The organism is Adhaeribacter sp. (genome assembly GCF_057359045.1).
Window position 1 is genome coordinate 1 of sequence record NZ_JBMQUD010000058.1, and the last position, 26,508, is coordinate 26,508.

The window sequence follows — 26,508 nt, forward strand, 5'->3', positions numbered from 1 at the left end:
ACGCCGCCGCCACGGAAGGTCAATTTTCGCCCATCGGTGCCCTCGGCTTCCATGAAGCCGAAATCGCCAATCGCGAGATAGAGGTAGCCGTCGACGCCAAGCGTAACACCGTTGGATGCGTGATCGGCCGGGCGATCCTTCAGGCCCCAGCCGACATTCTTCACGAGAATCTTCTGTTCATCCGCGACACCATCGCCGTCGTGATCGATGAAGGCGCTAAGATGCGGGGGGTGCATCAGGTACGCGCGGTCGACATCCCACACGAGCCCGCGCGGCGAATCGACTTTGGCGAAGACCTTCACCTCATCGGCCTTGCCATCATCGTCGGTATCCCGGAGGCGCACGATGCGACCGCGACCGGGGTCCACCCCCAGCGAGCCATTGCCATCGCTGGCGACGTAGACCGTGCCGTCGGGTGAGGCCGCGACGTATACCGGGTAGTTGGCTTGATCGGGCGTCGCGAACACCGTCACGTCAAACTCCGGTGCCGCTTCCACTTCGGCGAGCAGCATGGCAGGGGTGGCCGGGCCGGTCTTCGGCTCGGCAGGCTTGCCGTCTTTCTCTCCAGCGGCGGCTTTCTTCTTTCCGCTTTTCGGCTGCACCGCCTCAGATTGGGCAAAGCCCGGAAGGGCGAGAAATAGCGACAAACTCGAGCACACGAGCGCCAGACGGCGCAAACGGCGGGGTGATTTCATGAAAGGGAAGCCGTAGCTTGCGCGATGGTTGCGCCCCGCGCAATGCCCGACCCGCGTACGTCGTCATGCGAGTCGTCGCATGATTTTGCGCTCTACTGCCCCTCCTCGTGCGGCAGGCCTAAAAACAGAAAGGAGAACCCGGCGTGCGCCGAAGCTCTCCTTTTTTCGAACGCCCGGAGCAGGTGCTCCGAGGGCTGTGACAGTTGGCGGGCGAAACTTACTTCTCCTTGTCGCCAGAATCGTCGTTCTTGGACATCACCACGTAGTAATCCTTGTAGGACTTGTCATAGTACTGCGCGTAGTAGTAGCCGGAGACGGCGAGATTCAGGCCGTTGAGGACGGCGCCGAAGTTGGGCACGTTGGCTTCAAGGAGCTTCTTCGCCGCAAACTGCGCGGCCTTGCGACGCACCTTGTTGAAGAAGATCGTGAAGATCGAGCCATCGACCAGCGGGAGAACCACCATCGCATCGCTGACCGCCGCGAGCGGTGGCGTGTCGATGAAGACGCGATCATAGGTTTTACGCAGATCGGAGAGCAGGAGCTCGAAAGCCTTGCTGTTGAGCACCTGCGTGGGGTTCTTCGCACGACCGCCCGCTGGAATAACATCCAGGTTCGGATGCACGTTGCGAACGACCACATCGTCAATCTTCGCCGAGCCGTTGCAGATATCGATCACGCCCTTGAGATTTTCAATGCGGAAGGATTTATGGACGTTCGGCTTGCGGAGATCGCAATCGATGACGACCACCTTCTCGCCATGCGCCGCAAAGGTCAGCGCGAGATTGGTCGTAGTGAACGATTTGCCTTCGCCGGGGATCGTGCTGGTGACGAGAATGCACTTCGCGTTCTTACTTTCGTCCTTAAGCCGCAAGCTGGAGTGCAGCGTAAGGAACGCCTCCGAGACTTGGCGATCGGCGTTGCTGGCGACGATCTGGGCCTTGTCCGGCTGCTCCATGCGCTTGATCTGCGGGATGATGCCAATGAGCGGCAGGCCGATCACGCCCTCAATGTCGAAGGAGCTCTTCACGCGGTCGTCGATATAGGCCACGAAAAACGCAAATGCCAGACCGAGACCCAAACCACCGACGACGCCTAGGCCGATGTTGAGCGGCACATTGGGGAAGATCGGTTTGTTTGCCCGGGGAGGGACGGCGCGATCGACGATGCGCGCATTTTCCGCCTTGATCTCGGAGGTCATGGAGGTTTCCGAACGACGGGTCGCGATCGTCTCGAGCAACTTTTCCGCAGTCTTCAGCGCGCGCTCCTTATCGGTGTATTCAAGCGACAAACGGTCGAGGGCCAGCGAGTCCTCACGACGCTTTTTCATTTCGGACTCCGCTTGCTCGTAGGAGCGGCGAGCGGCCTCGTAGGCAGACTCAATCTGGGCGGCAGCGGTATCCACGGCACGCTTCAATTCCGCCTCGTTGATGAATAATTCTGCCTTCATTGTAGTAAACCGAAGATTCATACACCCGGGTTTGGCTTCCTTTCTCAACTCTAAAAACGTGCATTTCATACAATAAGCCATTTGGGTTGTATAAATATTCTATTGCACCATCAAAGGGTGTACCGTTGTTGCCAATGGTTAGTTTATCGTAAAGTTTAATCAAACGGCCAGACGCATCGTACTCAAACCGGCCTTCTGTTTTGCTGCCAGTTTCTTCGCTGGTATATTTTACTAGTTTACCGGTTGCATCGTATTCGTATTGGTTCAGGAGTTTGCGCGTGCCGGCATCGGTAACGTATTCTTTAACCACGTTGCAGTTAGCCGGTTTCTCATTGTCTTTATCGCCGCAAGCCGTTAGTAGTAAAGTCGAAAATAAAAGGCTCGTTAAAATGGTATAAAAATTTTTCATATAAAATAAAGAATAATTAAAAGAAGCTTTGGTAAAAGGGTTTAATATAAAATTTTATTTTTTTGGATTTAATGAAATATATAAAACAGGTTTTTGGGATACGTTAAATTTTGATGGTATTTAAATAATTAAAAATAGGCCTAAATTGAGCGTTAAAATAAAGTTTATTGGTGTCAATCATGTAAGAGCATTTAATGGCTAATGTTATTACTTCTAATATTTTTTGTTGCTTTATTGCGGCACCAAAGGTATTCTAAATTTTTTAGGTGGTAAATTTTATATTAGAATAATTACTTATGCAAGTAAGTGAAATTCTAAATATTAAACAATACCTATATATTGGTATATTTAAAAAAAAATTAATCTTATTTTGAGTTAAGGTGGCAAAAACGATTATAATAAATAATAAATAAATACCAATTTGGTTAAAAACAGCTAAAAGAGACAAATAAAGCTTTTCCTGAACGAATTATTTTGGAGCAACTTTTTAGAATATTGTTATATACGTAAAAAGTATAATATAGATTTTATTAGATATAAGTTTTAGATATTTTTTACGAATAGATTTTTTAGTAATAATAATTCTACTTATCAAAATTTAAGCCATTTTAAAAGCAGCCTATGTAAATTCCCTTTCTGCAGGCAGAACAAGTAAAAATTAACCTGGCTATTAGCATCATAGCCAAACAGATTAAATTAAAAAACAAATTGGGCCCAAACCAGTTAAGCTTTAATAATCAAAGATTAACTTAAGCAAATAACTATGAAGACATTGTATACGGCAGAGGTTACTGCCACGGGCGGCCGCAATGGTCATGTAAAATCAACAGATGGGGTAATTGATATGCCGGTATCCGTGCCCGAAGGTCTGGGCGGCAAGGGCGGAAGCACCAATCCGGAGCAATTATTTGCTGCGGGCTACTCGGCTTGTTTTTTGAGTGCTTTATTATTGGTAGCAGGTAAGCAGAGCATCAGGTTGGATAAGGAAGCTAGTGTAACGGCTCACGTAAGCCTTAACCAATTAGACAATGGCAATTATGGCTTAAGTGTAAAGCTTGAGGTAGACCTGAAAAGTGTACCCAAAGATCAGGCACAGGAAATAGTAAACCAAGCCCACGAAGTTTGCCCGTATTCGGTAGGAACCAAAGGCAATATAAACGTAGAGTTAAATGTGGTCTAAGAGCTTTATATAACCTGAAAATATTTAATGCTGCAAATAAAAAGCCTTCCGGGGAAATCCCGGAAGGCTTTTTATTTTAAAAACAATTAACAATTAACTAGGCTAATACTTCTTTTACCCGGGCCGCTGCATCTTTTAATAAGACCGCCGAGAAAACTTTTAATCCCGATTCATCGATAATACGGGCGCCTTCTTCGGCATTGGTACCTTGCAAGCGTACAATAATAGGTACTTGAATGTCGCCGATATTTTTATAGGCTTCTACAACGCCATTGGCCACCCGGTCGCAACGTACAATACCACCAAAAATATTAATCAGAATGGCTTTAACATTGGGGTCTTTTAATATAATCCGGAAACCGGCTTCTACGGTTTGTGCATTGGCTCCACCCCCCACATCCAGGAAGTTGGCCGGCTCGCCACCCGATAGTTTAATGATATCCATGGTAGCCATGGCTAAACCTGCACCGTTTACCATACAACCTACGTTGCCATCTAGCTTTACGTAATTTAGGTTGTGGGCACCAGCTTCTACTTCTAAAGGATCTTCTTCGTTTAAGTCGCGCAGATCGTTAAAGGTTTTATGGCGGTACAAAGCATTATCGTCGATGTTTACTTTGGCATCAACGGCTAATATTTTGTTATCAGAGGTTTTTAAAACCGGGTTAATTTCAAACTGCGAAGCATCGGTGTCTTCGTAAGCCCGGTACAATGCCTGAATAAATTTAACCATTTCTTTAAAAGCATCGCCTTCTAAACCTAAGGCAAAAGCTACTTTACGGGCCTGAAACCCTTGTAAACCAACCCGTGGGTCGATCCACTCTTTTAATATTTTTTCGGGCGTATGTTCAGCTACTTCTTCAATGTCCATACCGCCTTCGGTGCTGGCCATAATTACGTTGCGGCCGGTGGCACGGTCCAGCAGAATACTCAGGTAAAATTCTTTTACTTCCGACGGGCCAGGATAATATACATCTTGGGCAACCAGCACTTTGTGTACGGTTTTACCTTCCGGGCCAGTTTGGTGCGTTACCAGGTTCATGCCTAATATTTGCGATGATAGCTCGCGCACTTGCTCCAGGTTTTTGGCCAGCTTAACGCCACCCCCTTTGCCCCGGCCACCCGCGTGAATCTGGGCTTTAATTACGTGCCAGCCAGTACCGGTTTCTTCGGTCAGGCGTTTAGCAGCAGCAACAGCCTCATCGGGTGTTTCGGCCACAATACCCTCCTGAATACGTACGCCGTAACTTTTTAATATGTCTTTACCTTGATATTCGTGTATGTTCATAGGTTCAGGTTTTATCCGGCACGAAAGTAAAAGATATTCCTTTTAAATTCAAGCATTATCCGCGATCAGTTAGTAGTAAAGCTTGGGATTGGAAGTAGTTATTATTTTTTAATTTGTTATCAGGTAATATTTACCGCTTTTTAATTTTATTATTCGGCTGTTTTTGTTAAAACAGATAATTTAACTTTTATTCTTTCTTGTACCAATTAGCCAGTACCTGAGCTGCCGGCTTGTTTTGCGGGGTAAAATCGCGGTGGTCGCGGCCGTTGTCCCGTAGGTGCGGATACCATTTCCAGATGTACATGCCAGCAAACCAGGGCTGGTGCCACACCGCCTGAAACATGGCTTCGTAGCAAACCTGCTGGGTTTCTTCCGATTCGTTTAGAACTACCGCTTGGCCTCTTTCGGGCCATTTCCAAGGCTCTATGGCTGCATCGGCAGTACTTTTATAACCAGCTTCGGTAAATACCACCGGTTTTTTATAGCGGTGGGCAATTTTAGCAATAGCCGGTAAATGCTTTTCCCAGCCTTTTTTTAACTCGACTATCGAAGGATTATTCTTTTGCGTGAGCGGGAAATATGCTTGTATACCAATAAAATCTAGCTCGTCCCAGAATTTAATTTGTTCGTACTCCAGGTACCAATTGGCGGCGTACGTAAGTTGGCCCGAATAAACTTTCCGAATATCTTTGATTAAGGTGCGCCAGGCTTGTTCCTGGGTAGTGGCTGCTTTGTGCAATTCAGTACCAATACAAAACGCTTCTATTTTTTCTTGCTGGGCCAGTTGGGCATAATGCAAAATAAACGTACGGTAATTATTAAACCAGGCTTGCCACTGCGCATCGTCGGTCATTTCTATATCGCCGAGCCATTTGCCCGAGCGGTCGCGGAGCCAAAGATGCGGCTTGAGCAAGGTTTTAATACCCATTTGCCGGGCCAGGCGCGTAGTATGGATTAACCCCTGATCGCTCTCGCCCCAGTAAGCCCGGGAACTACCGGTGTTTAGCCGTATTTCGGGTAAGTTGTAAGCCCGCTGCCAGCCAAATGGCGTTTGCGAAATCCATTGTACGTTGTTTTGTTTAAGCGCTTGCAATTGGGCTTCAGTAACGGAGTCGCCGGCTACCCAACTTACGCCCCGCATCAGGTGGGGGCGGGAAGCAATAACTTTGTTATTTATTTCGGCAGAATTATCAGAGCCAGGCAACTGGTATACCTTGCAAATAAAGGCCAGGCTCAGTAAGGTAAAGCCCAGTAAAATCAACTTGCTTTTTATACGCATTCTAAAACCTCCATCATATTCAGCCAATTATTCTTTCTTTAACTTTAAAGTTATTGGTTCTTCCTGGAGCGAGAAATAGGTGCTACCATCGGGCCTTTGCATGGCCGAAAATTCTAATAATAATGTTTTGCCTTGCGCTTCGTTTTCCCGGTTATAAATTTTAATACTTTTAGTAACCGGGGTATATACCCAATAACCGTTTTCAATGCTGTTTTCAGAATCTTTAGCTATTAAAGTAAAGCGGGTATCGGGGGCAAAGTAAAAGCGGGCTCCTGCGTAAATAGCAGCTGTTTTATTTAGTAATTTAAGCATTTTAGGCGGAATATTCTTAGGCAACAATACTTGTTCTACCTGCCATTTACCCATAATAAAATCTGGTGCTGCCTGGGTGTAACCGCTCTTTGCATAAACCAGAAATAAAAGAGCCATTAAATATTTCATAGCAGATTATTTACATTCTAAAAATATTAAAGCCACCAATAAGAATCTTTAAAGTTATCTGTATTTAATTAATAACCAAGTGGTCACGACTATTAAAAGTAGCTTGCTAGCCTTGTTGCTGACCTTTTTGGTTTTTAAAATTACGTATGCCCAGGTACCCAATAATGATATTAATAAGCGCATAGAACTGAAAGTTAATGCGCCGGCTTTTCTTTCCAACACCACCGATTGCACCGTTGATTGGGCCTGTGTAGATGAGTCTTTAACCGGCAAATGTATTGAGTACCACAACGACCAATGGTTCTGGTTTAAAACCAACCAGGCCGGGAAATATTATATTAACATTAACGGGCAGCAATGCCGCGATACCCGGGGCATTCAGTTAGTAGTAATTGATGGAGTGCCCTGCCAACCTAAAACTTATAAAATATTATCGTGCACCTCTTTGGCCACCCAGGATGATGTGTTTGTAGCCTTAGAAGGGCTGAAAGAAAACTATTCTTATTTATTGAATGTTGATGGTTATTTAAAAGATTTTTGTTCTTTCCAGATTCAAGTGAGCACAGAACCCCGGGGAATACCAGTACAACCCGTAAAAGAAAAAGTTACTACAACAACGCAGGTAAAAGAAGATGTGGTGCACCTGGCATGGAATATTTCCGAAGACCTGAGTGACCAGATTACCACTTTACAGATTCTCCGGCGAAAGGATACCGAACACAAGTTTTCAGCCATCAAGAGCATGCCGCACGAAAGAAATACGTTTGGCCGGGGCAAACTAGCTTATGCTGCTACCGACACGGTTCCGGCTAATGGCAATTATTTCTATAAAATTATTGCTTCGGCTCCTGACGGTGCTAGCTTGCTGCTATCGGAAACCGCTGCCAACTACGCTTCTCTAAATCACTTAAAAACCAACACGGCCGATTATATTATTTTACAACTGGATTTTAAACCCGGCACGCCCATTAGTATTTATATTTATGATGCAAATAATAAGAAGTTGTTAAAAAAGAACGATTTCGAATTTAAGGAGCAAGACCGGGAAACTAAATATTACGTGGGCGATTTTAAAGCCAAGGGCATCAACGCTCTGGATGTAAGAATTATTGACAATAGCAAACGGGTAAGCCAAACCAAGTTTTTTCAATTTCAACCTTAAGTGTTGTTAATAATAAATCATTCTGCCGGGTGTTTCACCAGAACAAACTTCTGGAGGTCGGCTTGGTTTACTTTTTTTAAGAAATTGTAAAAGTTATCGTACGCTTCGGGAGCAAATTCTCCTTCTTTTAAAAACAGTTTCCGGCTGTAAGTTATTTTGCCGGGGGCAAAGGCAATAGCGGTCCGGTAGTAACCAAATTCGTTTTCGAGGGTAACGGCGGTGGGCAAATAATCGGGTTTGTAATTGGCCGGTACGTTAAAAGTAATCTGGTCTTCGTCGTAAAAACCGCGGGCAATATTTACCTTTTGTTTGCGGTTCCGGACTTCTTTAGGTACACCAATGCTCTTATCGAGCTGGAAAATCGGCACCATGAGCATATTATCGGATAAAGTGCCGTAACCAGCCGCTTTTATTTCCATCTTTTCTGTAACAAAAGGGTTCGCATTTTTTTGCGGCTCCAAAGCATATTTAATTACTTCCAAGTTATTAATGGGGTAAATCTCTTTTAAAAGTTCGGTTCTTTCCCGGCCTACTTTGGCCATTACCTGTTCGCGGTTATCGTATTGGGTGCCTTCGTAGCGGGTTTCGAGTTGGCCCTGCATCAATCCTTTTTCATCGAGGGTAAGAGTAGCCGTTCTGATTTGCCGGTTTTGTTCCGGGGCGTATTGTTTGGTACGGGCAATTACGCCACCGTTTTCGGTGTACAGCAAAACTTTGCGGTTATCGGTAAAAGTACCCAAATAGCCGGCAGGCGCATCACGGCTGGTACATTCCAGCCAAATGGTATCTTGCGCAACCGGCACACATAAAATAGCGTGGTTACCCTGAAAAGCACTGGCAAAATCAGGTAAATAGCTTTTTTGATTAGTGCCGGCGTAAACCTCGGTGTAATATGCTTTTATACCGGCCGCCTGCAGCAGGGTGCGGGTATAATTAGTTAAAGCTTTACAGTCGCCGTAACCTAAGCGATCTACTTCTTCGGCTTTCATGGGTTGTAAACCGCCAATCCCAATTTGTACGCTTATGTAGCGGTTTTTCTGCTGGGCATATTCATACACCTTTTTTACTTTTTCGTGCGGCGCGTTTACATCTTTTACCATTTGGGCAATGTGAGTAGCCGTAGCTGGTGGTAAATTATCGCGCCCTTGTAGCAAGTTGTTATAAGCCCATTGCCCGTATTCCTGCCAGTTGGTAAACTGGCCTGTTATGCCTTCGTACGAAAACTTAACCGGGGCAATTTCGGCACGGGTAAATATTTCACGGCTCAAAGGGCTGTAGGGCTCACTCCGGATAGCTGCCAAGTTTTGTGCTTCCCAGGTTACGGTTTTGTCTTCGTTGGTTTGGGTTTGCAGATGCGGCTTCGTTAAGTTAAATTCCTTTAGTCTAATATTAAAATCGGGTTTAGAAATAAAGCGGTACACACTGTTCTGCACAGCAATATCGGTAGCCCGCTGGGGCTGCCAGGCCGGAAAGTAAAACGTGTTTTTAAGCCGGAGTTCGTACTCTACTTCTACGGTAAACGGGTAAAATTTTACGTTGGGGGTATAATGCTTTACCCGGTCATCTTCGAACAAAGATAAATCACTGATGGCACTTACATCCTGAAATTCGTTGGTGGCTACTTTCTTTAGTAGTTTGCCGTTGCCATCGTAAATATTGACTTTTAAGTTTTTTACCTGCCGCGATTTATCGTAATGAATAACAATGGGCGCATACTCGGCACCATTTGCATTGAGGATAGTAATGGCTTCTTTGTGTTTGTAAATAACCTGGTCCAGCGCTTTCACTTCGGTAATGCTTTCCTGGTGCCGGATTACGGCATTGGCATACGGCTGTAAAGTTTTGGGAATGGTAGCGGCATCGTAATTAACCGGCAAATCGCCGGCTTGGGTGGTAAAGCCTACTAAGCAGCCTGCCAGTAAGAGGGCAATAAATTTAAACATTAGGTTCTTTTATTAAATACCAAGTTGGTTTTATACGACTGCACAATGCGGTTAAACAGCTCTTTCAGGTAATGGTATTCTTCGGAACTGTACAGGTTTTTAGCCAGCGAAATATTGCTGTTCAGGATTAGTTTATTACCCAGGCTCTGCACGTTAAAAACAAAGCGGCCGCCACCATTAGGCAAAGCCAGCATAACCGGGGCCGGTACATTGGTCAGTTCAAAATTGCTGGGGTACTCTAGGTTTAAAATTAACTGGGTTTCAATGGGGGCACCTAAGTCTATGGGGTAAAAGCGTTCGGGCGAAGTAAACGGGTTTTTATCCCAGCGATCAACAAAAAAAGGACTCAGAAATAATTTGTTTTTATTCAGATCGTCGAAACCTTCTATCTCTACTTCAAAGTTCTGAACCAGCGCTTTATCCAAATTTTCGATATTTTTTATTTCGTATTTCTTAATTTTTATGCGGTTCCACTTTTCGTCTAACTCCTCAATGTACTCCTCGTGGTTGTTAAAAGAATTAATGTGTTTGCGCTCCGACAGGGCATCGTAGCCGTTAGAGGTGTTGGTTACTTTGCCGGTAAAATTGCCATCGGGCTGTAGGGTAAGGCTCATGTAAACTACCTGCTTTATTTTGTCGTTGGGTTTTATATCCAGCCAATAAGAGGGGCCCTTGGCGGTAATAACCCGGCCTCTGCCGTTTAAACACCGGATGGGCAGCATACCAAACGTAATAAACGGATCGGTCGCATCAGATAAATAAGTTTTACCGCCAATATTTACTTTGGCCACTACGTAGTTAAAATCGGTAATTACCGGATGTATATCTACCGGCAAACCATTTTCGCGGGTGCTTAATATTACCGGTTCGGCATTAAAGCCCACCATGTTTAAAGCTGCTACTAACGATAAGTTTATGTCGCCTACGTTGCCAGTTTTACTATCGAAGGCTTTTTTAATGCCAAATTCGCTGTATTTGCCGTATGTATTGTTCCATTTGTACCAGCCTTTCACAAAATCAAAAACCTTTTGGGCTTTGGTTAAAGAATCTTTTTCGGAGGCTACCAGAACAGCTAAATCGCTAAAAACATCTTTGCCTTTACGTAACTGGGTGCCAAACTGCGAATCGTTGCGGAGTTCCAGGTCTACGTCTTTCCATTCTTTGGTAAATTTTTCTTTCCGGCCATCAAAATAATTCAGCTGCGATAACTCAAAATTTATGGAAGAAATAAAGTTGCTGCGGGCTGTCATGTAATCTTCTTCAATAAAGGCGGGCACATGGCGCATCATGTATTTATTTAAAGCACAATCGGCTTTGTAGCCGCCACCGGGCGTAAAGCAATCTTTTATTAACTCAGAGTCTTGTTTTTCTAATTTCTGAAAGCCCCGCAGGGTAATATTATAGTTGTAGTTGCCGGGTATTTTGGCCCAGTATTCGCTGTAAATTTTAGGAATATCGGCCTGAAACTCCCACGACTTAAAATTGCGCACAAACGGCGACTCCAGGGTATAACGCACCTCAATTACACTGCCTTCTTTAATATTAGGCAAGGTAAATTTTACCACATCCAGGTACTTAGATTTATTTTCGGTAAATACCTTTTTACCGTCGAATTTGGTTTCCTGGGCCTGGCCATTTACCAGATTAAAGGTAGCCGCCTCTATTTTGCTTACCCGCTCTGCTTTACCATTATGCTTGCTTAAGGGTATAGAAATATTGGCTTGCTCAAAGCCTTTGCTGTTCAGGATTTTGATTTTTACGTGGTACTCGTGCAGTAAATTGTGGTCGTTGCTATTGTCGATGTATGATTCGCCGAATTCCTGAAGTACTACGGCATTGGCAGTGGTGTCGCGGTCGTACACTTTCATTTGCAATTCCAGTGGGGTAACGTACCCGAACTTAAAGCCGTGATCCTGGCCATAGCCGGTAAAATGCAATAAAAAGGTAAAAGCAAAAAGTAAAATTTTCTTCATGTAAAAGAAGGGGTTAAGTGTTTTTTAGGGATTAAAGGCGTGTAAACAGGTTCTTTATATATTGCAAAAAATATCGCCTGAAAATTAATCATAAATAACCTATATAACAATACTCAATAAAAAGTATATTAAATATTGATTGGCTGTTAAATAAATACGTGTAAGCTTACCACCAATGGCAAACGGTTGTAATAATTAATTTAGATAGATTATATCTTATCTAAAACAATAATATTTAAGCTTTTAAGCCAGTACAACTAAAGAATAAATCTGCTTCTTTATTGCCTTTAATAGCGGCGTTAAATAAATTAAATTTTAATGTAAGTTATTGAAAATCAATAATATTTATTGATGTTTGAGGTTGCTGCTATAGAATTAAATGCTGGTTGATTTTGTTAATTATTTGGCTGCTGAATACCGCTTTAAGGTATGTAAGTGCAGAAGCCGGAAAACAAGCTTTAACCAGAATTTAAGAAATAAATGATAGTAGCAGCGGATAAAACAGAAGTAAAACCGGCTATACCGGCAACTAAGTTGTGGATGCCCAAACGAGTGCTTATTACGCCGGCCGCTTTGCAGGAGCCTTGGGGACAGCAAATGTACGAGCGGATAAAGGATTTAGGCTTGCCTGTGCAGGAACTTAAACAAAACCGTTTGGTAAATTTACGTGGTACCGACGAACGCGAAACTTACCGGAATGCAAAGAATACGTTAGCCATTGTAACGGCGCCGCCCAGTGCTTTTAAATTGCAACCAATTCCGCCTTCGGCCGATTACCAGTTTCATTTGGCCGAAGGTTGCCCGGCCCATTGCCAGTATTGTTATTTGGCGGGCAGTTTACAGGGGCCGCCGGTTATCCGGGCTTTCGCCAACTTACCGGCTATTCTGAATAATTTAACTAATTACCGCCGGCCGGGCCAGCTTACTACTTTTGAAGCCAGTTGCTATACCGATCCTTTGGGTATTGAGCATTTAACCGGCAGTTTAGCCGAAACCATCCGGTTTTTTGGCGAAAAGGAAGACATGCACCTCCGCTGGGTAACCAAGTACAGCCAGGTCGATAATTTGCTGGCCCTGCCCCATAACAACCATACGCAACCCCGCATTAGCCTCAACGCCGATTTAATCTCGAGGCGCTTGGAAGGAGGTACGGCTTCTATGGCGGCTCGCCTGGCGGCCGTGCGCAAGTTGGCTTTACCTAAAGCGGCTGGTGGCGGCGGTTACCAGGTAGGTTTGGTCATTGCCCCCATTATGGCCGTACCCGATTGGGAAGAACAATATACCGGTTTACTCGATAGCCTGGAACGCACATTAGATTTTTCCTGCAATATTACTTTTGAATTAATCAGTCACCGGTTTACACCGGGTTCTAAAGCACTTTTGCAGGAGTGGTACCCCAACACCACTATCGATTTCGACGAAAGTACGAGGTCGATGAAGTTTAATAAATTTGGTGGTAAAAAGTTTGTATACGATGCCAGTACCATGCAAACCTTGCGTAGCTTTTTCTATACTGAACTTAAACGCCGCTTTCCTACAGCTCCTATTCTATACTGGACATAATATTATAAGTAAGGCGGCTAATTATTACTGCAGCCGCCTTACTTATCAGGTATTTACCACGTTTTAGAATATTTAAATTCCTGGAATTTAATTTATACTATTCTTCATAAAACGTAATTGGCCAATAAGGAGCGGATCGTTAACGCGCAGTGGCGTTGTGCCAGAATAGCCACCGCATATTGTCAGCCAAATTAATTACCCTATTTAAAGTTTTAATCTTTTCTTTAGTTAACCTCTTTTATTCAGAACAGTTTGGTTTCAGGCTTGGCGGTTTTGCTGTTAAATGGGGTACTACATTAACTTATTGTAGATTAAATATTTCAGGAGGCTATATTTTTTAAGTGCTAGCTTCTGATTTTTGTGTTTAATTTGTGTTTAGGGGTTAAAATATATCCTAATTTTTAATTAAATTTTAATATCTTTTTAATAAGGCGTTAATCTTAGTGTCTAATATTTGTATCAAAGTCTGTTGCAATAGATAGCTATAATGCATTAAAGTGCTTGTAAAAAGATATTAATATCATACCAATTTAACCCATGAGGCTGCAGACTTTATTAAGAATAATCTGCAAGTACTGAAAGGTGAAACATGTCAGTTATTTCTGTTGCACGATTTTACCCCGAATGGCTGATGCTGCCTCTGAAAGAAGAACTGGTGGAGAATATTAATGTTTCTTTTAAGAAAGCGCTGGCGCGAACCCGGAGATCTTATGCCGTGGGAATTAGTAATTATAACTATTACTGCATCAGATGTTTGCTAGATAATTTAAACAAGTTTTATTTATACGAAGCGCCTATGCTATTAAAAGATAAAATTGCGGATGTTCGTAATGAACTCCCTTTGCCCTCTGAAGTAGCGACAGATGAAATTATTTGCACGGTAAAATATCGTCGAATAATTAGAAATATTAAGCCGCTTTATCCGCGTATGCTGCTTCCTTGCATAATCCAACTCACCTTTAAAAAGGAGTACGTAGCAGATGTAGCCATTGGATGGAATTTGGTTAAATGGGAGCATTCGCAATAAAAGGGAAGGGGTTCAATTAACCTGAAAGCGATTAAAGGTATTTGACAGTCAGTTAAATAATTATTCAGAAAGCTATATAATCCAATAATTATTTATAATGTTCAAGTCTTTAATACTTAGGTTAGTTATCCTGTTTTTGGATTTATTAGGACCAGTATTCCTTTATTCCCGAACTAAAAGAAAAAGATACCTTTTGGGTATTTTGCCTTTGGTTAAAAAAATAATGATCGGTCTGCTACGAACTTTCTACAAAGTATTAGTAGCCGTTCTGCTTTTTATAGTTTTTTTGTTTATAGTTGATGGAGTTAAAGTAATCTTACGTTTATTAAGAATTAAAGCCCTTTAAACGTATCCCAAGCCAGTAGCATCAATCAAGGTAATTGTAAAGAATACATCTGCTCCCCTCTTGTTTTTTATGGCAAGGTTTAATTCAAGTAAAATGTAAAGTGTTGTAAATACTATCAACTTCGACGAAAGTACGCGGTCGATGATGTTTAATAAATTTGGTGGTAAAAAGTTTGTATACGATGCCAGTACCATGCAAACCTTGCGTAGCTTTTCTATACCGAACTTAAACGCCGCTTTCCTACAGATCCTATTCTATACTGGACATAATTTATAAGTAAGGCGGCTAATTATTACTGTAGCCGCCTTATTTTTTCGGAAATCTTTTAGCAAATTATACAGTTATAGTTTTTAATTTATTCCTGTACTTTTAAAACCAGCGTGGTGCGATTGGTAATGTAGAGGTACAATTTATTTGTATTATCCTCGGTAAAAGAATGGTACAATACATCGTCCTGAATGCGGTTAAAGCCGCCGAAAGCAGGTGCATCGGAATTTAAAATTATTTTATAGGCGCCGGCCTTGGGTACCCATAATTTATATTCCGGAATAGAGTTAGTGGGGCTAAAATTAAAGACAAACAGCAAGCCACCGCGCTCAAAAATAATTACCTTATTGGCGGTATCCATGTTTAGCTGCCACGCGGCCGCCGCCGAGAGTACTTTGTTTTCCTGAATAACCTGGAGCATGGCTTGGTCGAAAGCCGCCAAATATTTGTATTTCAGGTTTTCGTTGTCTACAAGGCTCCATTGCCGCCGGGCGTATTTGTGGCTCCAGTTGTTGCCCAAGCGCGGGAAGTCAATCCACTCGGGGTGGCCAAACTCGTTGCCCATAAAGTTTAAGTAAGCTTCGCCGCCCAACGCCAGGGTAATAAGCCGGATTAATTTATGCAGCGCAATGCCACGGTCGATAACCAGGTTTGGATCGTTTACATGCATGTGGAAATACATTTCCTTATCCATGAGCCAGAAGGCTAAAGTTTTATCGCCCACCATGGCCTGGTCGTGCGACTCGGCGTAAGCTACGGTTTTTTCTTTATAGCGGCGGTTGGTTAATACGCCCCACATTTCGTAAATATTCCAGTCTTCGTCGCGTTGGTGTTTTAAAAGCTTTATCCAATAATCTGGTATGCCCATGCCTAAACGGTAATCAAAACCAATACCGCCTTCTGCAACGGTGCGGCATAAACCGGGCATGCCACTCATATCTTCGGCAATGCAAAGAGCGCCCGGCTTTATTTCCTGGATTAAGGTAGTAGCGAGTTGTAAATACGTGATGGCGTCTTTATCTACCCCGGCCCGGAAATACCGGTCGTAGTGGTCAAAGGAAACGCCTTCGCCGTGGTGTTGGTACAGCATAGAAGTAACACCATCAAACCGGAAGCCGTCGAAATGAAATTCTTCGAGCCAGAAACGTAGGTTTGAAAGTAAAAATTGCCGCACTTCTTTTTTGCCGTAGTCGAACACACGCGAATCCCAGGCCGGGTGAAAACCTTGCGGGCCCGCATGAAAATATTGGTGGCCAGAACCATCAAAATTTACCAAACCTTCGGCTACGTTTTTTACCGAATGGGAATGCACCACATCCATAATAACCGCCAACCCTAATTTGTGCGCTTCGTTTACCAACTCTTTTAAATCTTCGGGTGTACCAAATCGCGACGACACGGCAAAGAAGTTAGAAACATGGTAACCAAAAGAGCCATAATACGGGTGCTCCATTACCGCCATTAACTGAATGCAATTGTAGCCTCCCTGTTGGATGCGGGGCAAAACGTTCTGGGTAAATTCTTTAAACGTGCCTACACCTTCTTTTTCCTGGGCCATGCCCACGTGGCATTCATAAATAATAGGCTCGGTTATGGTATTTACCGCAAAATCCTGGTCTTGCCAGTTAAAAGGCACTTCCGGCCAAATTTGTCCGGAAAAATCGTAAGTTTCGGGGTTTTGGACCGCCCGCCGGATGTAAGGTGGTATGCGATCTAAGTTCCCGCTGGCACCTCTTACGTGTACTTTTATTAGCGACTCCGGGGTAAGTTTATCGGCATATTCGGTATCGGGCAAGAATATTTCCCAGTGCCCGCGGCTGTTGATGGCAAGCGGATTGGCCTCCCGGTCCCAGTTGTTAAAATCGCCGATAAGAGACAAACCATATGCGGCTGGTGCCCACTCGCGGTACCACCAACCTTTTTGGTCGGGGTTGTAATTAAAGCCAAAATATTGGTGGGCTAGCGAAAATGCGGCTAACGAACCATATTCCTGTTCAATATTATTTTTAACCCGGTAGTACGTTTGCTGACGTTCAATCAAATCTGGTTCGTAAGGCGAAAGCCATAAATCATCTTTAACTAGTTGCAGGGCAGGCGATGCTTTTTTCATAATTTTTTTGCTTCTCTAAAAGACTTGCCTCGAATTAACGAATTTCTGGCGGAGTAGGATAGAATTTTCTTAATAACCAGGCACATTTATTAAAATCACTCATCAGAATACGGGCAAATGTCTTAGCTATTAACCGGTTTTAAATATTTCTTTTAAGCCTAATAAGTTAAATATTTCTTCTGTAGCAAGGGTACTGTGTTTATACGGCCATATTCAAGGTTTCATAGATTTATAAAAAAGTTCATTTTAAGTAATATTTTTATTTGGATTAATTCTAAATAGTCTATTACTTTGCTGCTGTTTAAAATCATTCTAAATAATTTTTATAAAACTGTTGTTACTCAACGCATGTGCCAGCTAACTCTACCTTCTAAATTTTTGCTTTTATTGATCTTTTTCTGCGCCAGTTTTTTACACCTGCAAGCCCAGACTTTTGCCAGCATCGCCGAATCGGCACCTACCGGTACCATTAAAGGCCAGGTTTTATCTACCGATGGCAACCCGGTTGAATTTGTAAATATTATGTTAAAGGGAACAAACAAGGGGAGCATATCGGCAGAGGATGGAACTTACCAGATTAGAAATGTAAAAGAAGGCAATTATACGCTGGTAGCCACTTACGTGGGTTTGCAAGCCCAGGAAAAAGAGATAACCGTAGCCAGCGGACAAATTACCCGCCTCGATTTTGTTTTACCTAAAAGTTCGCAGCAGTTAAGCGAAGTGGTGGTTACCGATACCCGTACGGTTAATAAAAAGCCGGTAAGCGTAGGTAAAATAGCTATTAACCCGATGGATATGCCCCAAAGCATAGCTGTTATCGGGAGCCAGGTTATTGCTGAACAACAAGTTTCTAAATTAAGCGATGTTATTAAAAACGTAAATGGCGTGGCTTTGGGTACTACCCGTGGTTCTACTTCCGAAACATTTTTTGCCCGGGGTTATAATTTGGGGGCGAACAATATTTTTAAAAATGGTGCCCGCTCTAATTCGGCGGTAATTCCGGAAGCCAGCACCTTAGAACGCGTAGAAGTTTTAAAAGGCAGTGCGGCTTTATTATATGGTAATGTGAGCGGCGGTGCGGTAATTAACATGGTTACCAAGCAACCCAAATTTAATTACGGCGGCGAAGTTTCGATGCGTGCCGGTAGCTATAATTTATATAAGCCCATTGCCGATGTTTACGGACCCATCTCGAAAAATTTAGCTTTCCGGGTAATTGGTACTTACGAAACTGCCGAAAGCTACCGTAATAGTGTAGAATCAAAACGATTTTATGTAAACCCTTCTTTGTTGTATAAATTAGGTTCTAAAACCGAAATATTGGTACAAGGCGATTATCTGGATAATGATTTTACCCCGGATTTTGGTATTGGTTCCGTGGCCGGTAAAATCCCGACCAATATTTCCCGCTCCCGTTTCTTTAATACTCCTTGGGCTTATAACCAGGTAACCCAAACCAATGCTTCGGTTGCGGTAAACCATCAGTTAAATGATGACTGGAAGTTGAATTTTATCGGTTCGCAACAAGTATTTAACCGCAATTATTTTTCTACCGAACGGATACAGGCTTTAGAAAACGGCGACTGGAACCGGGCACTTACCCGTTCTAAAATTGCCGAAAATTACTATACCGGCCAGTTAAATTTAACCGGTAATGCGAAAACCGGCAATATTTCTCATACCCTATTGGTGGGTACCGATGCCGAACAATACCTGAACAAGACCCATGCTTTTAACTTTAGCACGGCTTACGATAAAATAAATATTCTGGACCCAACCAAATATACCGCCCGCACCGACGAACCCGAAACACCTTTAAAATCGCGGACCGAAACGCCAACTTACCGCTTTGGGGCATACGCCCAGGATTTAATTGGCTTATCTGATAAATTTAAAGTACTGGCCGGTTTGCGCTGGTCTTACCAAAAAGTGGCCGTAGCCGAAACCTATGATTTCGATAAGAAAACGACAACCAAAAGTACTACCGCAACTACCCGCTACGATCGCGCTTTTTCGCCCCGCGTAGGGCTGGTTTACCAACCACTGAAAACTACTTCTGTTTTTGCCAGTTATTCCAATAATTTCACCCCTAATTCCGGCAAAGATGTTTACGACCAAAACCTGGAAGCTTCTATTATTGACCAGTATGAGGTGGGTATCAAAAATGATTTGATTAAAGATAGATTATCGGCAAACCTTACTTTTTATAAAGTAATAAATAATAACCTGGCCCAGCAAGCCCAATTTTTAGCGGATGGAGTAACTGTGAATGCCGATGCCACTATTAAAGAAATGACCGGCCAAACTACCAGCGATGGTGCCGAACTAGATGTAAGCGGTACTATTTTGCCCGGTTTAAACGTATTGGCCGGCTACAGCTATAATTTTATGCGCTATACAAATACTTCGGGCGTAGGTTCGAGTTATGCCGAAGGACAACGGTTGGTAAGTAATCCGGCACATACAGCAAATGCCACAGTGTTTTATACCTTCCAGAATTCCGTTATAAAAGGGTTAAAAGTAGGAGCTTCCGGTTTTTATACGGGTAAACGCAATGGCGGCTGGAATAATACCAATGCCAATGTGGCCGAAGGCGTAAACCGGCTTATTCCGGTAAATGCGTTTACTACTTTAGATTTATCTTTAGGTTATACCTATAAGCAACTATCTTTTATTGGTAAATTATCTAATCTAACCAACGAGCTAAACTATTACGTGCACGAAAATTATAGTATTAACCCCATTCCGCCGCGCCAGTTTGTAAGCACCCTTTCTTTTAAATTCTAAATATTTAAAAAACGTAGCTGGAAGGCAAAAGGCAATAAACAGGGTTATTGGCGGCTGAGCCGGCTACAGAAAACCCGGCGTATAAAATGAAATAACGGGTGTAAATTTTAATTAAATAATTATACCTAATTGTATAAAGCTGTTGCTATAAATAAGAATATCAGGAGGAATCAGGCTGGTTAGCTTCTTTCAGAACGGTTTAGGTAAATAAATTACTTGGCCTGTTGTTATAGAAACTAGTACTTACTATGCGGTATTATTCGGGCCTTTATTTGTATTTGATCATATCTAAAGGTTAAACTTAGATAAAAGCCATTTAAATAATTATCTAAGCCATTAAACAAAATTGGCGCTGGTGTAAAACCAGCGCCGATTTTGTTTAAGTAGCACAGCCAAATTAAATCAGATAGTCATTATTTCTGATTCTTTACGGCTTAGTAGTTCATCTACTTTTACAATATAATTATCGGTAAGTTTCTGTACTTTGGTTTCGGCATCTTTAATGGCATCTTCGGCAGCTCCTTCTTTCAGGAGTTTGCGCAAAGAGTCGTTCACATCTTTCCGGATGTTACGCACGCGCACTTTTCCGCTTTCACCTTCCGATTTGGCTTGTTTTACCAGATCCCGGCGGCGTTGCTCCGTCAGGGCAGGAATATTCAGGCGTACGCCATCGGCTTCCTGCAAAGGCTGTATGCCCAAATCGCTGTTTTTAATGGCCTTGTTTATTTCGCCTATCATGTTTTTTTCCCAAGGCTTAATAAAAATGGTACGGCTATCGGGGGTGCTGATATTGGCCACCTGCGAAATAGGGGTAGGGGTACCGTAATAATCGACCCGCATGTCTTGTACCATAGCCGGCGAGGCTTTGCCCGCTCTTATTTTAGTTAATTCAGTGCCGGTGTGCTGCAACGCTTTTTGCATCGATTCTTCGGCTTCGCTCAAATAAAACTGAATTTCTTCTTCCATATTTAAATTGTTTATCAGTTGCTGGTTATCAATTTTCCGTTAAGAAGTACTTCTGGCAGATTAATATATTTTGTAAAAATGTTTTTGCGATAAAATAAAACGTCTGTAAATGGCAAAAACCTGGTTAAAGATTTTAAGCTTTATAAATTTAAATAGAAACCAAAGTGCCTACCCGCTCGCCATCTACTACCCGGCGTAAATTGCCTACTTTGTTCATATCAAAAACAATAATGGGGAGTTCGTTTTCGCGGCAAAGGGTAAAGGCGGTCATATCCATTACGTTCAGATTTTTCTCGAATACGTCCTGAAAGGTAATATGCTCATACCGAACGGCGGTCGGATCTTTTTCGGGATCGGCGGTATAAATGCCATCTACGCGGGTGCCTTTTAAAACTACATCGGCTTCTATTTCAATGGCGCGCAAACTGGCGGCCGAGTCGGTGGTAAAGTATGGGCTACCAATACCGGCTCCAAAAATAACTACCCGATCTTTTTCGAGGTGGCGCATGGCCCGCCGCCGAATGTAAGGTTCGCATACCTGCTGAATATTTATACCAGATAATAAACGGGTATGTACGCCCGATTTTTCGAGGGCGCTTTGCAAAGCCATGCTGTTAATTACAGTGGCCAGCATACCCATGTAGTCGCCTTGTACCCGGTCCAGGCCCATCTGTTCTGCCTGCACCCCGCGGTAAATATTACCTCCGCCAATTACAACGGCCACCTGCACTCCCAATTCGGTTACGCCTTTTATATCAGAGGCATATTGCAGCAATCGGTTGGTATCAATGCCGTATTGTTGTTCGCCCATTAAGGCTTCGCCGCTAAGCTTTAAAAGTATCCTTTTGTATTTCACGCTAATTTTTTAGATGTAATATATTTAGATTTTATTTTATAACTTAAATCAAGGTTTTCTGGTTTAGGCTACGGGTTAGAACCGTTGGTTTAAAGCGGTTAATTTATTCTTTATTCCATCTACCGCGTTAACTGGTATGCTATACGTAGCTAAAACAAATAATTATACGCCCCGGCATTAGTTAAATAAAACCAGCACCTGGTTTTTCTCTACGTTCTCCCGTAATTTAACCTGAATACTTTTTACTACTCCGTCGCCGGGCGCTTTTAAAATATTTTCCATTTTCATGGCTTCCAGAATTAATAACGGATCGCCTTTTTTTACTTCCTGACCGGGGGTTACTTTAATGGCTACAATCAGGCCCGGCATAGGTGCTTTTACTTCGTTTATGGCTTGCGTATTAGCCACCGACATGCCCATTTTATCCAGCAAAATATCAAAGCGGTCTTTCAGGGCAATGTGGTGGTGGTGCCCGTTTATTTTAATTTCAAAAGTTTTGTGCTGGAAATCGGCCGAAATAATCTCGGCGGAGTAAGATACATTATCTTTAATAATATGGTAGGTGCCCGGCCGAATAGGCGTAATATCCCAGGCAAAAGGCTTATTATCTACAAGTATTTCGGATTTATCTACATCGACTTGCCATTGTTTCCCGTTAGGGGTAGTAACTTGCAGCATAAGTGGGGTCGGTTTTTCGGGCTTAAAGTTAATTTAAATCTGGCAGTAATTTCAGATATTGGCCACAAATATAAAACATTCCTGTATGAATTTTAAGCTTTGGGGTATAGCCGGCTGCTTTCTGCTGGCCGGTTTAGGTGTGGGTTGTCAAGGAGCAAAGGCTCCGGCATTAGGAACTACAGCATCGCCGGTATTAGGGATAGAAACCACACCAGCCACCGATACGGTACCCGCCGGTAAACCGGTTCTTCCGGAATCAAAAGGTCCTTATAATCCTTCCGAAAAGAAAGTAATGGACTTAATCCATACGGTCTTACGGGTAAAGTTCGACTGGCAGAAGCAATATTTATACGGCGAAGCTACCCTTACCCTTAAGCCTTATTTTTACCCGCAGCAAACAGTGGTACTCGATGCCAAAGGTATGGATATTCAGGCGGTACAACTGGTTTCCGAAAGCGGAAATAAAAACCTGAAACACGAATACAACCAGCGTAAGCTTACCATTACCCTGGATAAAACCTATACCCGCACCGAAAATGTAAAGCTTTATATTAAATATACCGCTAAGCCCAACGAACTGGAAGCAAAAGGCAGTGCCGCCATAACTTCTGATAAAGGGCTATATTTTATCAATCCCTTAGGCACCGATCCCAATCGGCCCCGGCAAATCTGGACCCAGGGCGAAACGGAAGCCAACTCGGTTTGGTTCCCAACCCTAGACCGGCCCAACGAGCGCATGACTCAGGAAATATATATTACGGTAGAATCGCGGTATACCACGCTTTCAAACGGTAAATTAGTTAATTCCCGTAATAACTCCGATGGTACCCGGACCGATTACTGGAAAATGGACCAACCGCACGCACCTTACCTGGTTATGCTGGCCGTAGGCGAATTTGCTATAGTGCCAGATAAATGGCGCGACCGCGAAGTAAATTATTATGTAGAACCAGCCTACAAAAATACAGCTAAAGCCATTTTTGGTAATACTCCTGCCATGATGGATTTCTTTTCGCAGAAATTAGGTATTGATTATCCTTGGAATAAATATGCCCAGGTAGTAGTGCGCGACTATGTTTCGGGAGCTATGGAAAATACCACTGCATCGGTTTTTATGGAAGAAGTGCAGGTAGACCGCCGGGGTTTACTCGATGCTAATTGGGATTATATTATTGCACACGAATTATTTCACCAGTGGTTCGGCGATTTGGTAACCATGGAGTCCTGGGCCAATTTGCCACTGAACGAATCATTTGCAAACTATAGCGAATATTTGTGGGAAGAACATAAAAACGGTAAAATGGCGGCAGATGCGGCCGGCCTGAAAGAACTTCAGCAATATTTAGCCGAAGCTGAAACGAAGCAAGAACCTTTAATCCGGTATCATTACCAGGACAAAGAAGACATGTTCGATAGCCACTCTTACGCCAAGGGTGGCCGTATCCTGCACATGTTACGCAATTACGTCGGTGATGAGGCATTTTTTGCGGCGCTTAAACTTTATTTAACCCGCCACAAATTCTCTAGTGTAGAAGCCGCCGACTTGCGCCTGGCTTTTGAAGAAATTACCGGCGAAGACCTGAACTGGTTTTTTAACCAATGGTTTCTGGCTCCGGGGCATCCGCAATTACAGGTGGCACACACGTTTCAGAATGGCCAGTTAACCTTAAACGTACAGCAACTACAAGATTCCTCTTATACGCCCATTTACCAGTTGCCGCTTAAAGTAGCCGTGTGGCAAAAAAATAAACGCACCGATTACCCCATAACCATTACGCAAGCCCGGCAAACCTTTCATATTCCGGTAAGCGGCACCCCCAACTTGGTTTTATTTGACGGTGACCAGCAATTGCTGGCCCAGGTAGAACATGCAAAATCCGATGCAGAATTCTTATACCAGTTTAACCACACCAACCAGTATTTACCCAAAAGAGAAGCCTTACAAAAGCTTAGTACAAAGGTAAATGAGCCCCAGGTGTTGGCTATGTACAAAGCAGCTCTGCAAGATGCGTTCTGGCAAACCCGTTCCGATGCCATAACTGCCCTGAGTAAATATTCCGGTCCCGACGAAACCCTGCCCCGGCTTATTCAGGAAATAGCTTTGCGCGATAAAAAAAGTGCCGTACGGGCCGATGCCGTAAACCTGCTTGCCTCTTTAAATAAACCCGCTTACCTGCCTACCCTTAACCAGGCTTTAAACGACAGCTCGTACGCGGTAGTAGGAGCTGCCATTGAGGGCTTGACCACCGCTAAACAAGAAGGTTTAATGCCTCGCCTGGCGGCTTTCGAAAGTTATAACTCGGGCAAAGTAAGAAGTGCTTTAGCTGGTTACTACGCCTTTTTTAGCGGCCCGGAAAAATACGATTGGTATATGAATACCATAGACAAAATGCGGGGCGAAGACTTCTTTTTCTTTCTGCAGAACTTTGGCGGTTTCCTGATGAAAATACCGCCTGCCGAACAGAAACGCGCTTTAACCAAGTTAGAAAATCTGGCCCGTAACCACGAAGCTTACTACGTGCGGCTTGGCGCTTACCAGGCCTTAACCTTAGCTTCTGATTCGCCGGAAATGCGGGCTTTAAAGCAGGATATAAAAGCCAAAGAGAAAGACCCGAAGTTGGTAGAGATTTACAAGAATATTACCTATTGATTTTACAAATTATCTAAGTTTCTTGTAAAGTTGTTGTGGAACTAACTGCTACCATGTACAGATTACTTCCGGGCCTAACTATAAATCCTTTAAGGAAATATTAAAAGGAATATTCTGAACAGAACTAAAAGCTAACAAATATTGCGTATTTAAGGAATTAGATATTAAGTGTGGCAGAAACTTCCGCACCAAAGCAGGCAACTGGCAAACGATGTTAACGCTTATGTTTAAGGCAGAGGTATACTCTAGAAAATAAAAAAGAGATAAAGTCACACAAAAAACTTTCCAAAGGCCCAATAATTATTAACTGCTTTCCTAGAAATTATATTTTTACTAAAGTAATTGCTCATATTCATAAATACTTTCTTTTAGATTGAGCTTATTCTTCTTTAAAGTAATTAGCTGTAAGGCAAGTAATTACTTGGGTTAAAAAGATTATAATCAGATTTGGTGCTTCTACTGAGAAATTTTTCCTTAAATATTTTTAGAGAAATGTTTGACAAAGAAAAAAAAGCGTCTAATTTTGCAACTCCTTAGGAAAACAGATAGCCGCAACGCTACTAAAAACCAAAGGATAAGTTCTTAATTATAGTGTAAGCTGTAATAAGTTTGGGGAGATTCCAGAGTGGCCAAATGGGACGGACTGTAACTCCGTTAGAGTAATCTTTCGAAGGTTCGAATCCTTCTCTCCCCACAACAATAGAATGAGCGAGTTTTGAATGAGTGAATAAGTAAATTTAGAATTCACATGTCCCTCATTCAAAATTTCCTCATTATTTAGTACAAGCGGGAGTAGCTCAGTTGGTAGAGCGACAGCCTTCCAAGCTGTAGGTCGCGGGTTCGAACCTCGTCTCCCGCTCAAGAAAAGCTATCAGCAGTTGGTTATTGGTATTTAGTTTTAAACTAGCCACAAACTGCTAATAACTATAAAAGCCGACGTAGCTCAGGGGTAGAGTACTTCCTTGGTAAGGAAGGGGTCGTGGGTTCAATTCCCATCGTTGGCTCAAACTTAATCACCTAAAGCAGGGCAGGATGCCTTTGCTTTTTTTGTGTTAAAGGTTTAAACGAAAAACTAACAATTCAATAATTTTAATAAAATGGCTAAAGAAAATTTTGATCGCTCCAAACCGCACGTAAACATCGGTACTATCGGTCACGTTGACCATGGCAAAACAACTTTGACTGCTGCTATTACTCAGGTTTTAGCGAACAAAGGTCTTGCCCAGAAAAGAGATTTCTCTTCTATCGACAACGCGCCCGAAGAAAAAGAACGCGGAATCACTATTAATACTTCTCACGTAGAGTATGCCACTGAAAACCGTCACTATGCCCACGTTGACTGCCCTGGTCACGCTGACTACGTAAAAAACATGGTTACTGGTGCTGCTCAGATGGACGGTGCTATCCTGGTAGTTGCTGCTACCGATGGTCCTATGCCCCA

The 26,508-nt window shown here is 43.1% G+C and carries 19 protein-coding genes and 3 tRNA genes; 10 read left to right on the forward strand and 12 right to left on the reverse strand.

Translation table 11 applies throughout. The features are described 5' to 3' along the window. From ACO1R6_RS09930 to ACO1R6_RS09940, 3 genes are all read right to left on the reverse strand, one after another. The coding region (locus ACO1R6_RS09930) for a DUF7133 domain-containing protein (protein ID WP_486264353.1) at positions 1–695 on the reverse strand (695 nt) is incomplete at its 3' end. A 217-nt stretch (positions 696–912) separates the two neighbouring features. Beyond that, the gene (locus tag ACO1R6_RS09935) at positions 913–2,142 is read right to left on the reverse strand and encodes a polysaccharide biosynthesis tyrosine autokinase (protein WP_486264355.1); all 1,230 of its coding nucleotides are present in this window, start codon (positions 2,140–2,142) and stop codon (positions 913–915) included. Beyond that, positions 2,072–2,551 (reverse strand): RHS repeat domain-containing protein, encoded by a 480-nt coding sequence (locus tag ACO1R6_RS09940; RefSeq protein WP_486264356.1) that lies wholly within the window; start codon positions 2,549–2,551, stop codon positions 2,072–2,074. The genes ACO1R6_RS09935 and ACO1R6_RS09940 overlap by 71 nt, the downstream gene beginning before the upstream one ends. Before the next feature lie 763 nt (positions 2,552–3,314). On the opposite strand from ACO1R6_RS09940, the gene ACO1R6_RS09945 reads away from it, so the two are divergent. Then, positions 3,315–3,731: an organic hydroperoxide resistance protein gene (locus tag ACO1R6_RS09945; protein WP_486264358.1), complete on the forward strand. Its 417-nt coding sequence runs from the start codon at positions 3,315–3,317 to the stop codon at positions 3,729–3,731. A gap of 97 nt (positions 3,732–3,828) precedes the next feature. Here the strand turns inward: ACO1R6_RS09945 and sucC are convergent, their stop codons facing one another. From sucC to ACO1R6_RS09960, 3 genes are all read right to left on the reverse strand, one after another. Then, a complete protein-coding gene (sucC, locus tag ACO1R6_RS09950; protein WP_486264360.1) occupies positions 3,829–5,019 on the reverse strand; it encodes an ADP-forming succinate--CoA ligase subunit beta in 1,191 nt (396 codons plus the stop codon). Positions 5,020–5,206: 187 nt separating this feature from the next. Next, positions 5,207–6,298 (reverse strand): glycoside hydrolase family 113, encoded by a 1,092-nt coding sequence (locus tag ACO1R6_RS09955; RefSeq protein WP_486264362.1) that lies wholly within the window; start codon positions 6,296–6,298, stop codon positions 5,207–5,209. 27 nt (positions 6,299–6,325) lie between these two features. After that, positions 6,326–6,739, reverse strand: a complete 414-nt coding sequence (locus ACO1R6_RS09960; protein WP_486264363.1) for a hypothetical protein — start codon at positions 6,737–6,739, stop codon at positions 6,326–6,328. A gap of 79 nt (positions 6,740–6,818) precedes the next feature. On the opposite strand from ACO1R6_RS09960, the gene ACO1R6_RS09965 reads away from it, so the two are divergent. After that, positions 6,819–7,901 (forward strand): hypothetical protein, encoded by a 1,083-nt coding sequence (locus ACO1R6_RS09965; protein ID WP_486264365.1) that lies wholly within the window; start codon positions 6,819–6,821, stop codon positions 7,899–7,901. A gap of 17 nt (positions 7,902–7,918) precedes the next feature. On the opposite strand, the gene ACO1R6_RS09970 is transcribed toward ACO1R6_RS09965, so the two are convergent. Beyond that, positions 7,919–9,844, reverse strand: coding sequence for a DUF3857 domain-containing protein (locus ACO1R6_RS09970; RefSeq protein ID WP_486264367.1), 1,926 nt, complete (start codon positions 9,842–9,844; stop codon positions 7,919–7,921). After that, positions 9,844–11,817, reverse strand: coding sequence for a hypothetical protein (locus tag ACO1R6_RS09975; protein ID WP_486264369.1), 1,974 nt, complete (start codon positions 11,815–11,817; stop codon positions 9,844–9,846). Before ACO1R6_RS09975 ends, ACO1R6_RS09970 begins: the two co-directional genes overlap by 1 nt. Before the next feature lie 480 nt (positions 11,818–12,297). On the opposite strand from ACO1R6_RS09975, the gene ACO1R6_RS09980 reads away from it, so the two are divergent. Both ACO1R6_RS09980 and ACO1R6_RS09985 read left to right on the forward strand, forming a co-directional pair. Continuing rightward, positions 12,298–13,380: a spore photoproduct lyase family protein gene (locus tag ACO1R6_RS09980; RefSeq protein WP_486264371.1), complete on the forward strand. Its 1,083-nt coding sequence runs from the start codon at positions 12,298–12,300 to the stop codon at positions 13,378–13,380. A gap of 589 nt (positions 13,381–13,969) precedes the next feature. Further along, on the forward strand, positions 13,970–14,407 hold the full coding sequence (locus ACO1R6_RS09985; protein WP_486264373.1) for a hypothetical protein: 438 nt from the start codon (positions 13,970–13,972) through the stop codon (positions 14,405–14,407). Between the two features lie 701 nt (positions 14,408–15,108). On the opposite strand, the gene ACO1R6_RS09990 is transcribed toward ACO1R6_RS09985, so the two are convergent. Beyond that, the gene (locus ACO1R6_RS09990) at positions 15,109–17,130 is read right to left on the reverse strand and encodes an alpha amylase C-terminal domain-containing protein (RefSeq protein WP_486264375.1); all 2,022 of its coding nucleotides are present in this window, start codon (positions 17,128–17,130) and stop codon (positions 15,109–15,111) included. Positions 17,131–17,508: 378 nt separating this feature from the next. On the opposite strand from ACO1R6_RS09990, the gene ACO1R6_RS09995 reads away from it, so the two are divergent. After that, complete coding sequence (locus ACO1R6_RS09995; RefSeq protein ID WP_486264377.1) at positions 17,509–19,917, forward strand: TonB-dependent siderophore receptor; 2,409 nt, start codon at positions 17,509–17,511, stop codon at positions 19,915–19,917. A 402-nt stretch (positions 19,918–20,319) separates the two neighbouring features. Here the strand turns inward: ACO1R6_RS09995 and frr are convergent, their stop codons facing one another. From frr to ACO1R6_RS10010, 3 genes are all read right to left on the reverse strand, one after another. Further along, positions 20,320–20,883 (reverse strand): ribosome recycling factor, encoded by a 564-nt coding sequence (frr, locus tag ACO1R6_RS10000; RefSeq protein WP_486264379.1) that lies wholly within the window; start codon positions 20,881–20,883, stop codon positions 20,320–20,322. Between the two features lie 148 nt (positions 20,884–21,031). Further along, entirely contained in the window at positions 21,032–21,739 is a 708-nt protein-coding gene (gene pyrH / locus ACO1R6_RS10005) for a UMP kinase (RefSeq protein WP_486264381.1), read from the reverse strand. Between the two features lie 177 nt (positions 21,740–21,916). Next, on the reverse strand, positions 21,917–22,417 hold the full coding sequence (locus ACO1R6_RS10010; RefSeq protein ID WP_486264383.1) for an acyl-CoA carboxylase biotin carboxyl carrier protein subunit: 501 nt from the start codon (positions 22,415–22,417) through the stop codon (positions 21,917–21,919). Between the two features lie 85 nt (positions 22,418–22,502). On the opposite strand from ACO1R6_RS10010, the gene ACO1R6_RS10015 reads away from it, so the two are divergent. From ACO1R6_RS10015 to ACO1R6_RS10035, 5 genes are all read left to right on the forward strand, one after another. Next, a complete protein-coding gene (locus tag ACO1R6_RS10015) occupies positions 22,503–25,067 on the forward strand; it encodes a M1 family aminopeptidase (protein ID WP_486264385.1) in 2,565 nt (854 codons plus the stop codon). Between the two features lie 611 nt (positions 25,068–25,678). Beyond that, a tRNA-Tyr gene (locus ACO1R6_RS10020) sits at positions 25,679–25,761 on the forward strand. Positions 25,762–25,853: 92 nt separating this feature from the next. Beyond that, positions 25,854–25,926 (forward strand) — tRNA-Gly (locus tag ACO1R6_RS10025). A gap of 73 nt (positions 25,927–25,999) precedes the next feature. Next, positions 26,000–26,071, forward strand: a tRNA-Thr gene (locus ACO1R6_RS10030). Positions 26,072–26,164: 93 nt separating this feature from the next. Further along, positions 26,165–26,508, forward strand: a 344-nt coding sequence (locus ACO1R6_RS10035) for a GTP-binding protein (RefSeq protein WP_486264387.1), incomplete at its 3' end; no start/stop codon positions are given.

Excerpts from the sequence above, each read along its gene's own strand:
- ACO1R6_RS09980 (WP_486264371.1), top strand. The coding sequence starts at position 12,298 with ATGATAGTAGCAGCGGATAAAACAGAAGTAAAACCGGCTATACCGGCA.
- ACO1R6_RS09935 (WP_486264355.1), bottom strand. The coding sequence starts at position 2,142 with ATGAAGGCAGAATTATTCATCAACGAGGCGGAATTGAAGCGTGCCGTG.
- ACO1R6_RS09970 (WP_486264367.1), bottom strand. The coding sequence starts at position 9,844 with ATGTTTAAATTTATTGCCCTCTTACTGGCAGGCTGCTTAGTAGGCTTT.
- ACO1R6_RS09990 (WP_486264375.1), bottom strand. The coding sequence starts at position 17,130 with ATGAAAAAAGCATCGCCTGCCCTGCAACTAGTTAAAGATGATTTATGG.
- ACO1R6_RS09985 (WP_486264373.1), top strand. The coding sequence starts at position 13,970 with ATGTCAGTTATTTCTGTTGCACGATTTTACCCCGAATGGCTGATGCTG.
- ACO1R6_RS09975 (WP_486264369.1), bottom strand. The coding sequence starts at position 11,817 with ATGAAGAAAATTTTACTTTTTGCTTTTACCTTTTTATTGCATTTTACC.
- sucC (WP_486264360.1), bottom strand. The coding sequence starts at position 5,019 with ATGAACATACACGAATATCAAGGTAAAGACATATTAAAAAGTTACGGC.
- ACO1R6_RS09940 (WP_486264356.1), bottom strand. The coding sequence starts at position 2,551 with ATGAAAAATTTTTATACCATTTTAACGAGCCTTTTATTTTCGACTTTA.
- frr (WP_486264379.1), bottom strand. The coding sequence starts at position 20,883 with ATGGAAGAAGAAATTCAGTTTTATTTGAGCGAAGCCGAAGAATCGATG.
- ACO1R6_RS10015 (WP_486264385.1), top strand. The coding sequence starts at position 22,503 with ATGAATTTTAAGCTTTGGGGTATAGCCGGCTGCTTTCTGCTGGCCGGT.
- ACO1R6_RS09955 (WP_486264362.1), bottom strand. The coding sequence starts at position 6,298 with ATGCGTATAAAAAGCAAGTTGATTTTACTGGGCTTTACCTTACTGAGC.
- ACO1R6_RS09945 (WP_486264358.1), top strand. The coding sequence starts at position 3,315 with ATGAAGACATTGTATACGGCAGAGGTTACTGCCACGGGCGGCCGCAAT.
- ACO1R6_RS09960 (WP_486264363.1), bottom strand. The coding sequence starts at position 6,739 with ATGAAATATTTAATGGCTCTTTTATTTCTGGTTTATGCAAAGAGCGGT.
- ACO1R6_RS10010 (WP_486264383.1), bottom strand. The coding sequence starts at position 22,417 with ATGCTGCAAGTTACTACCCCTAACGGGAAACAATGGCAAGTCGATGTA.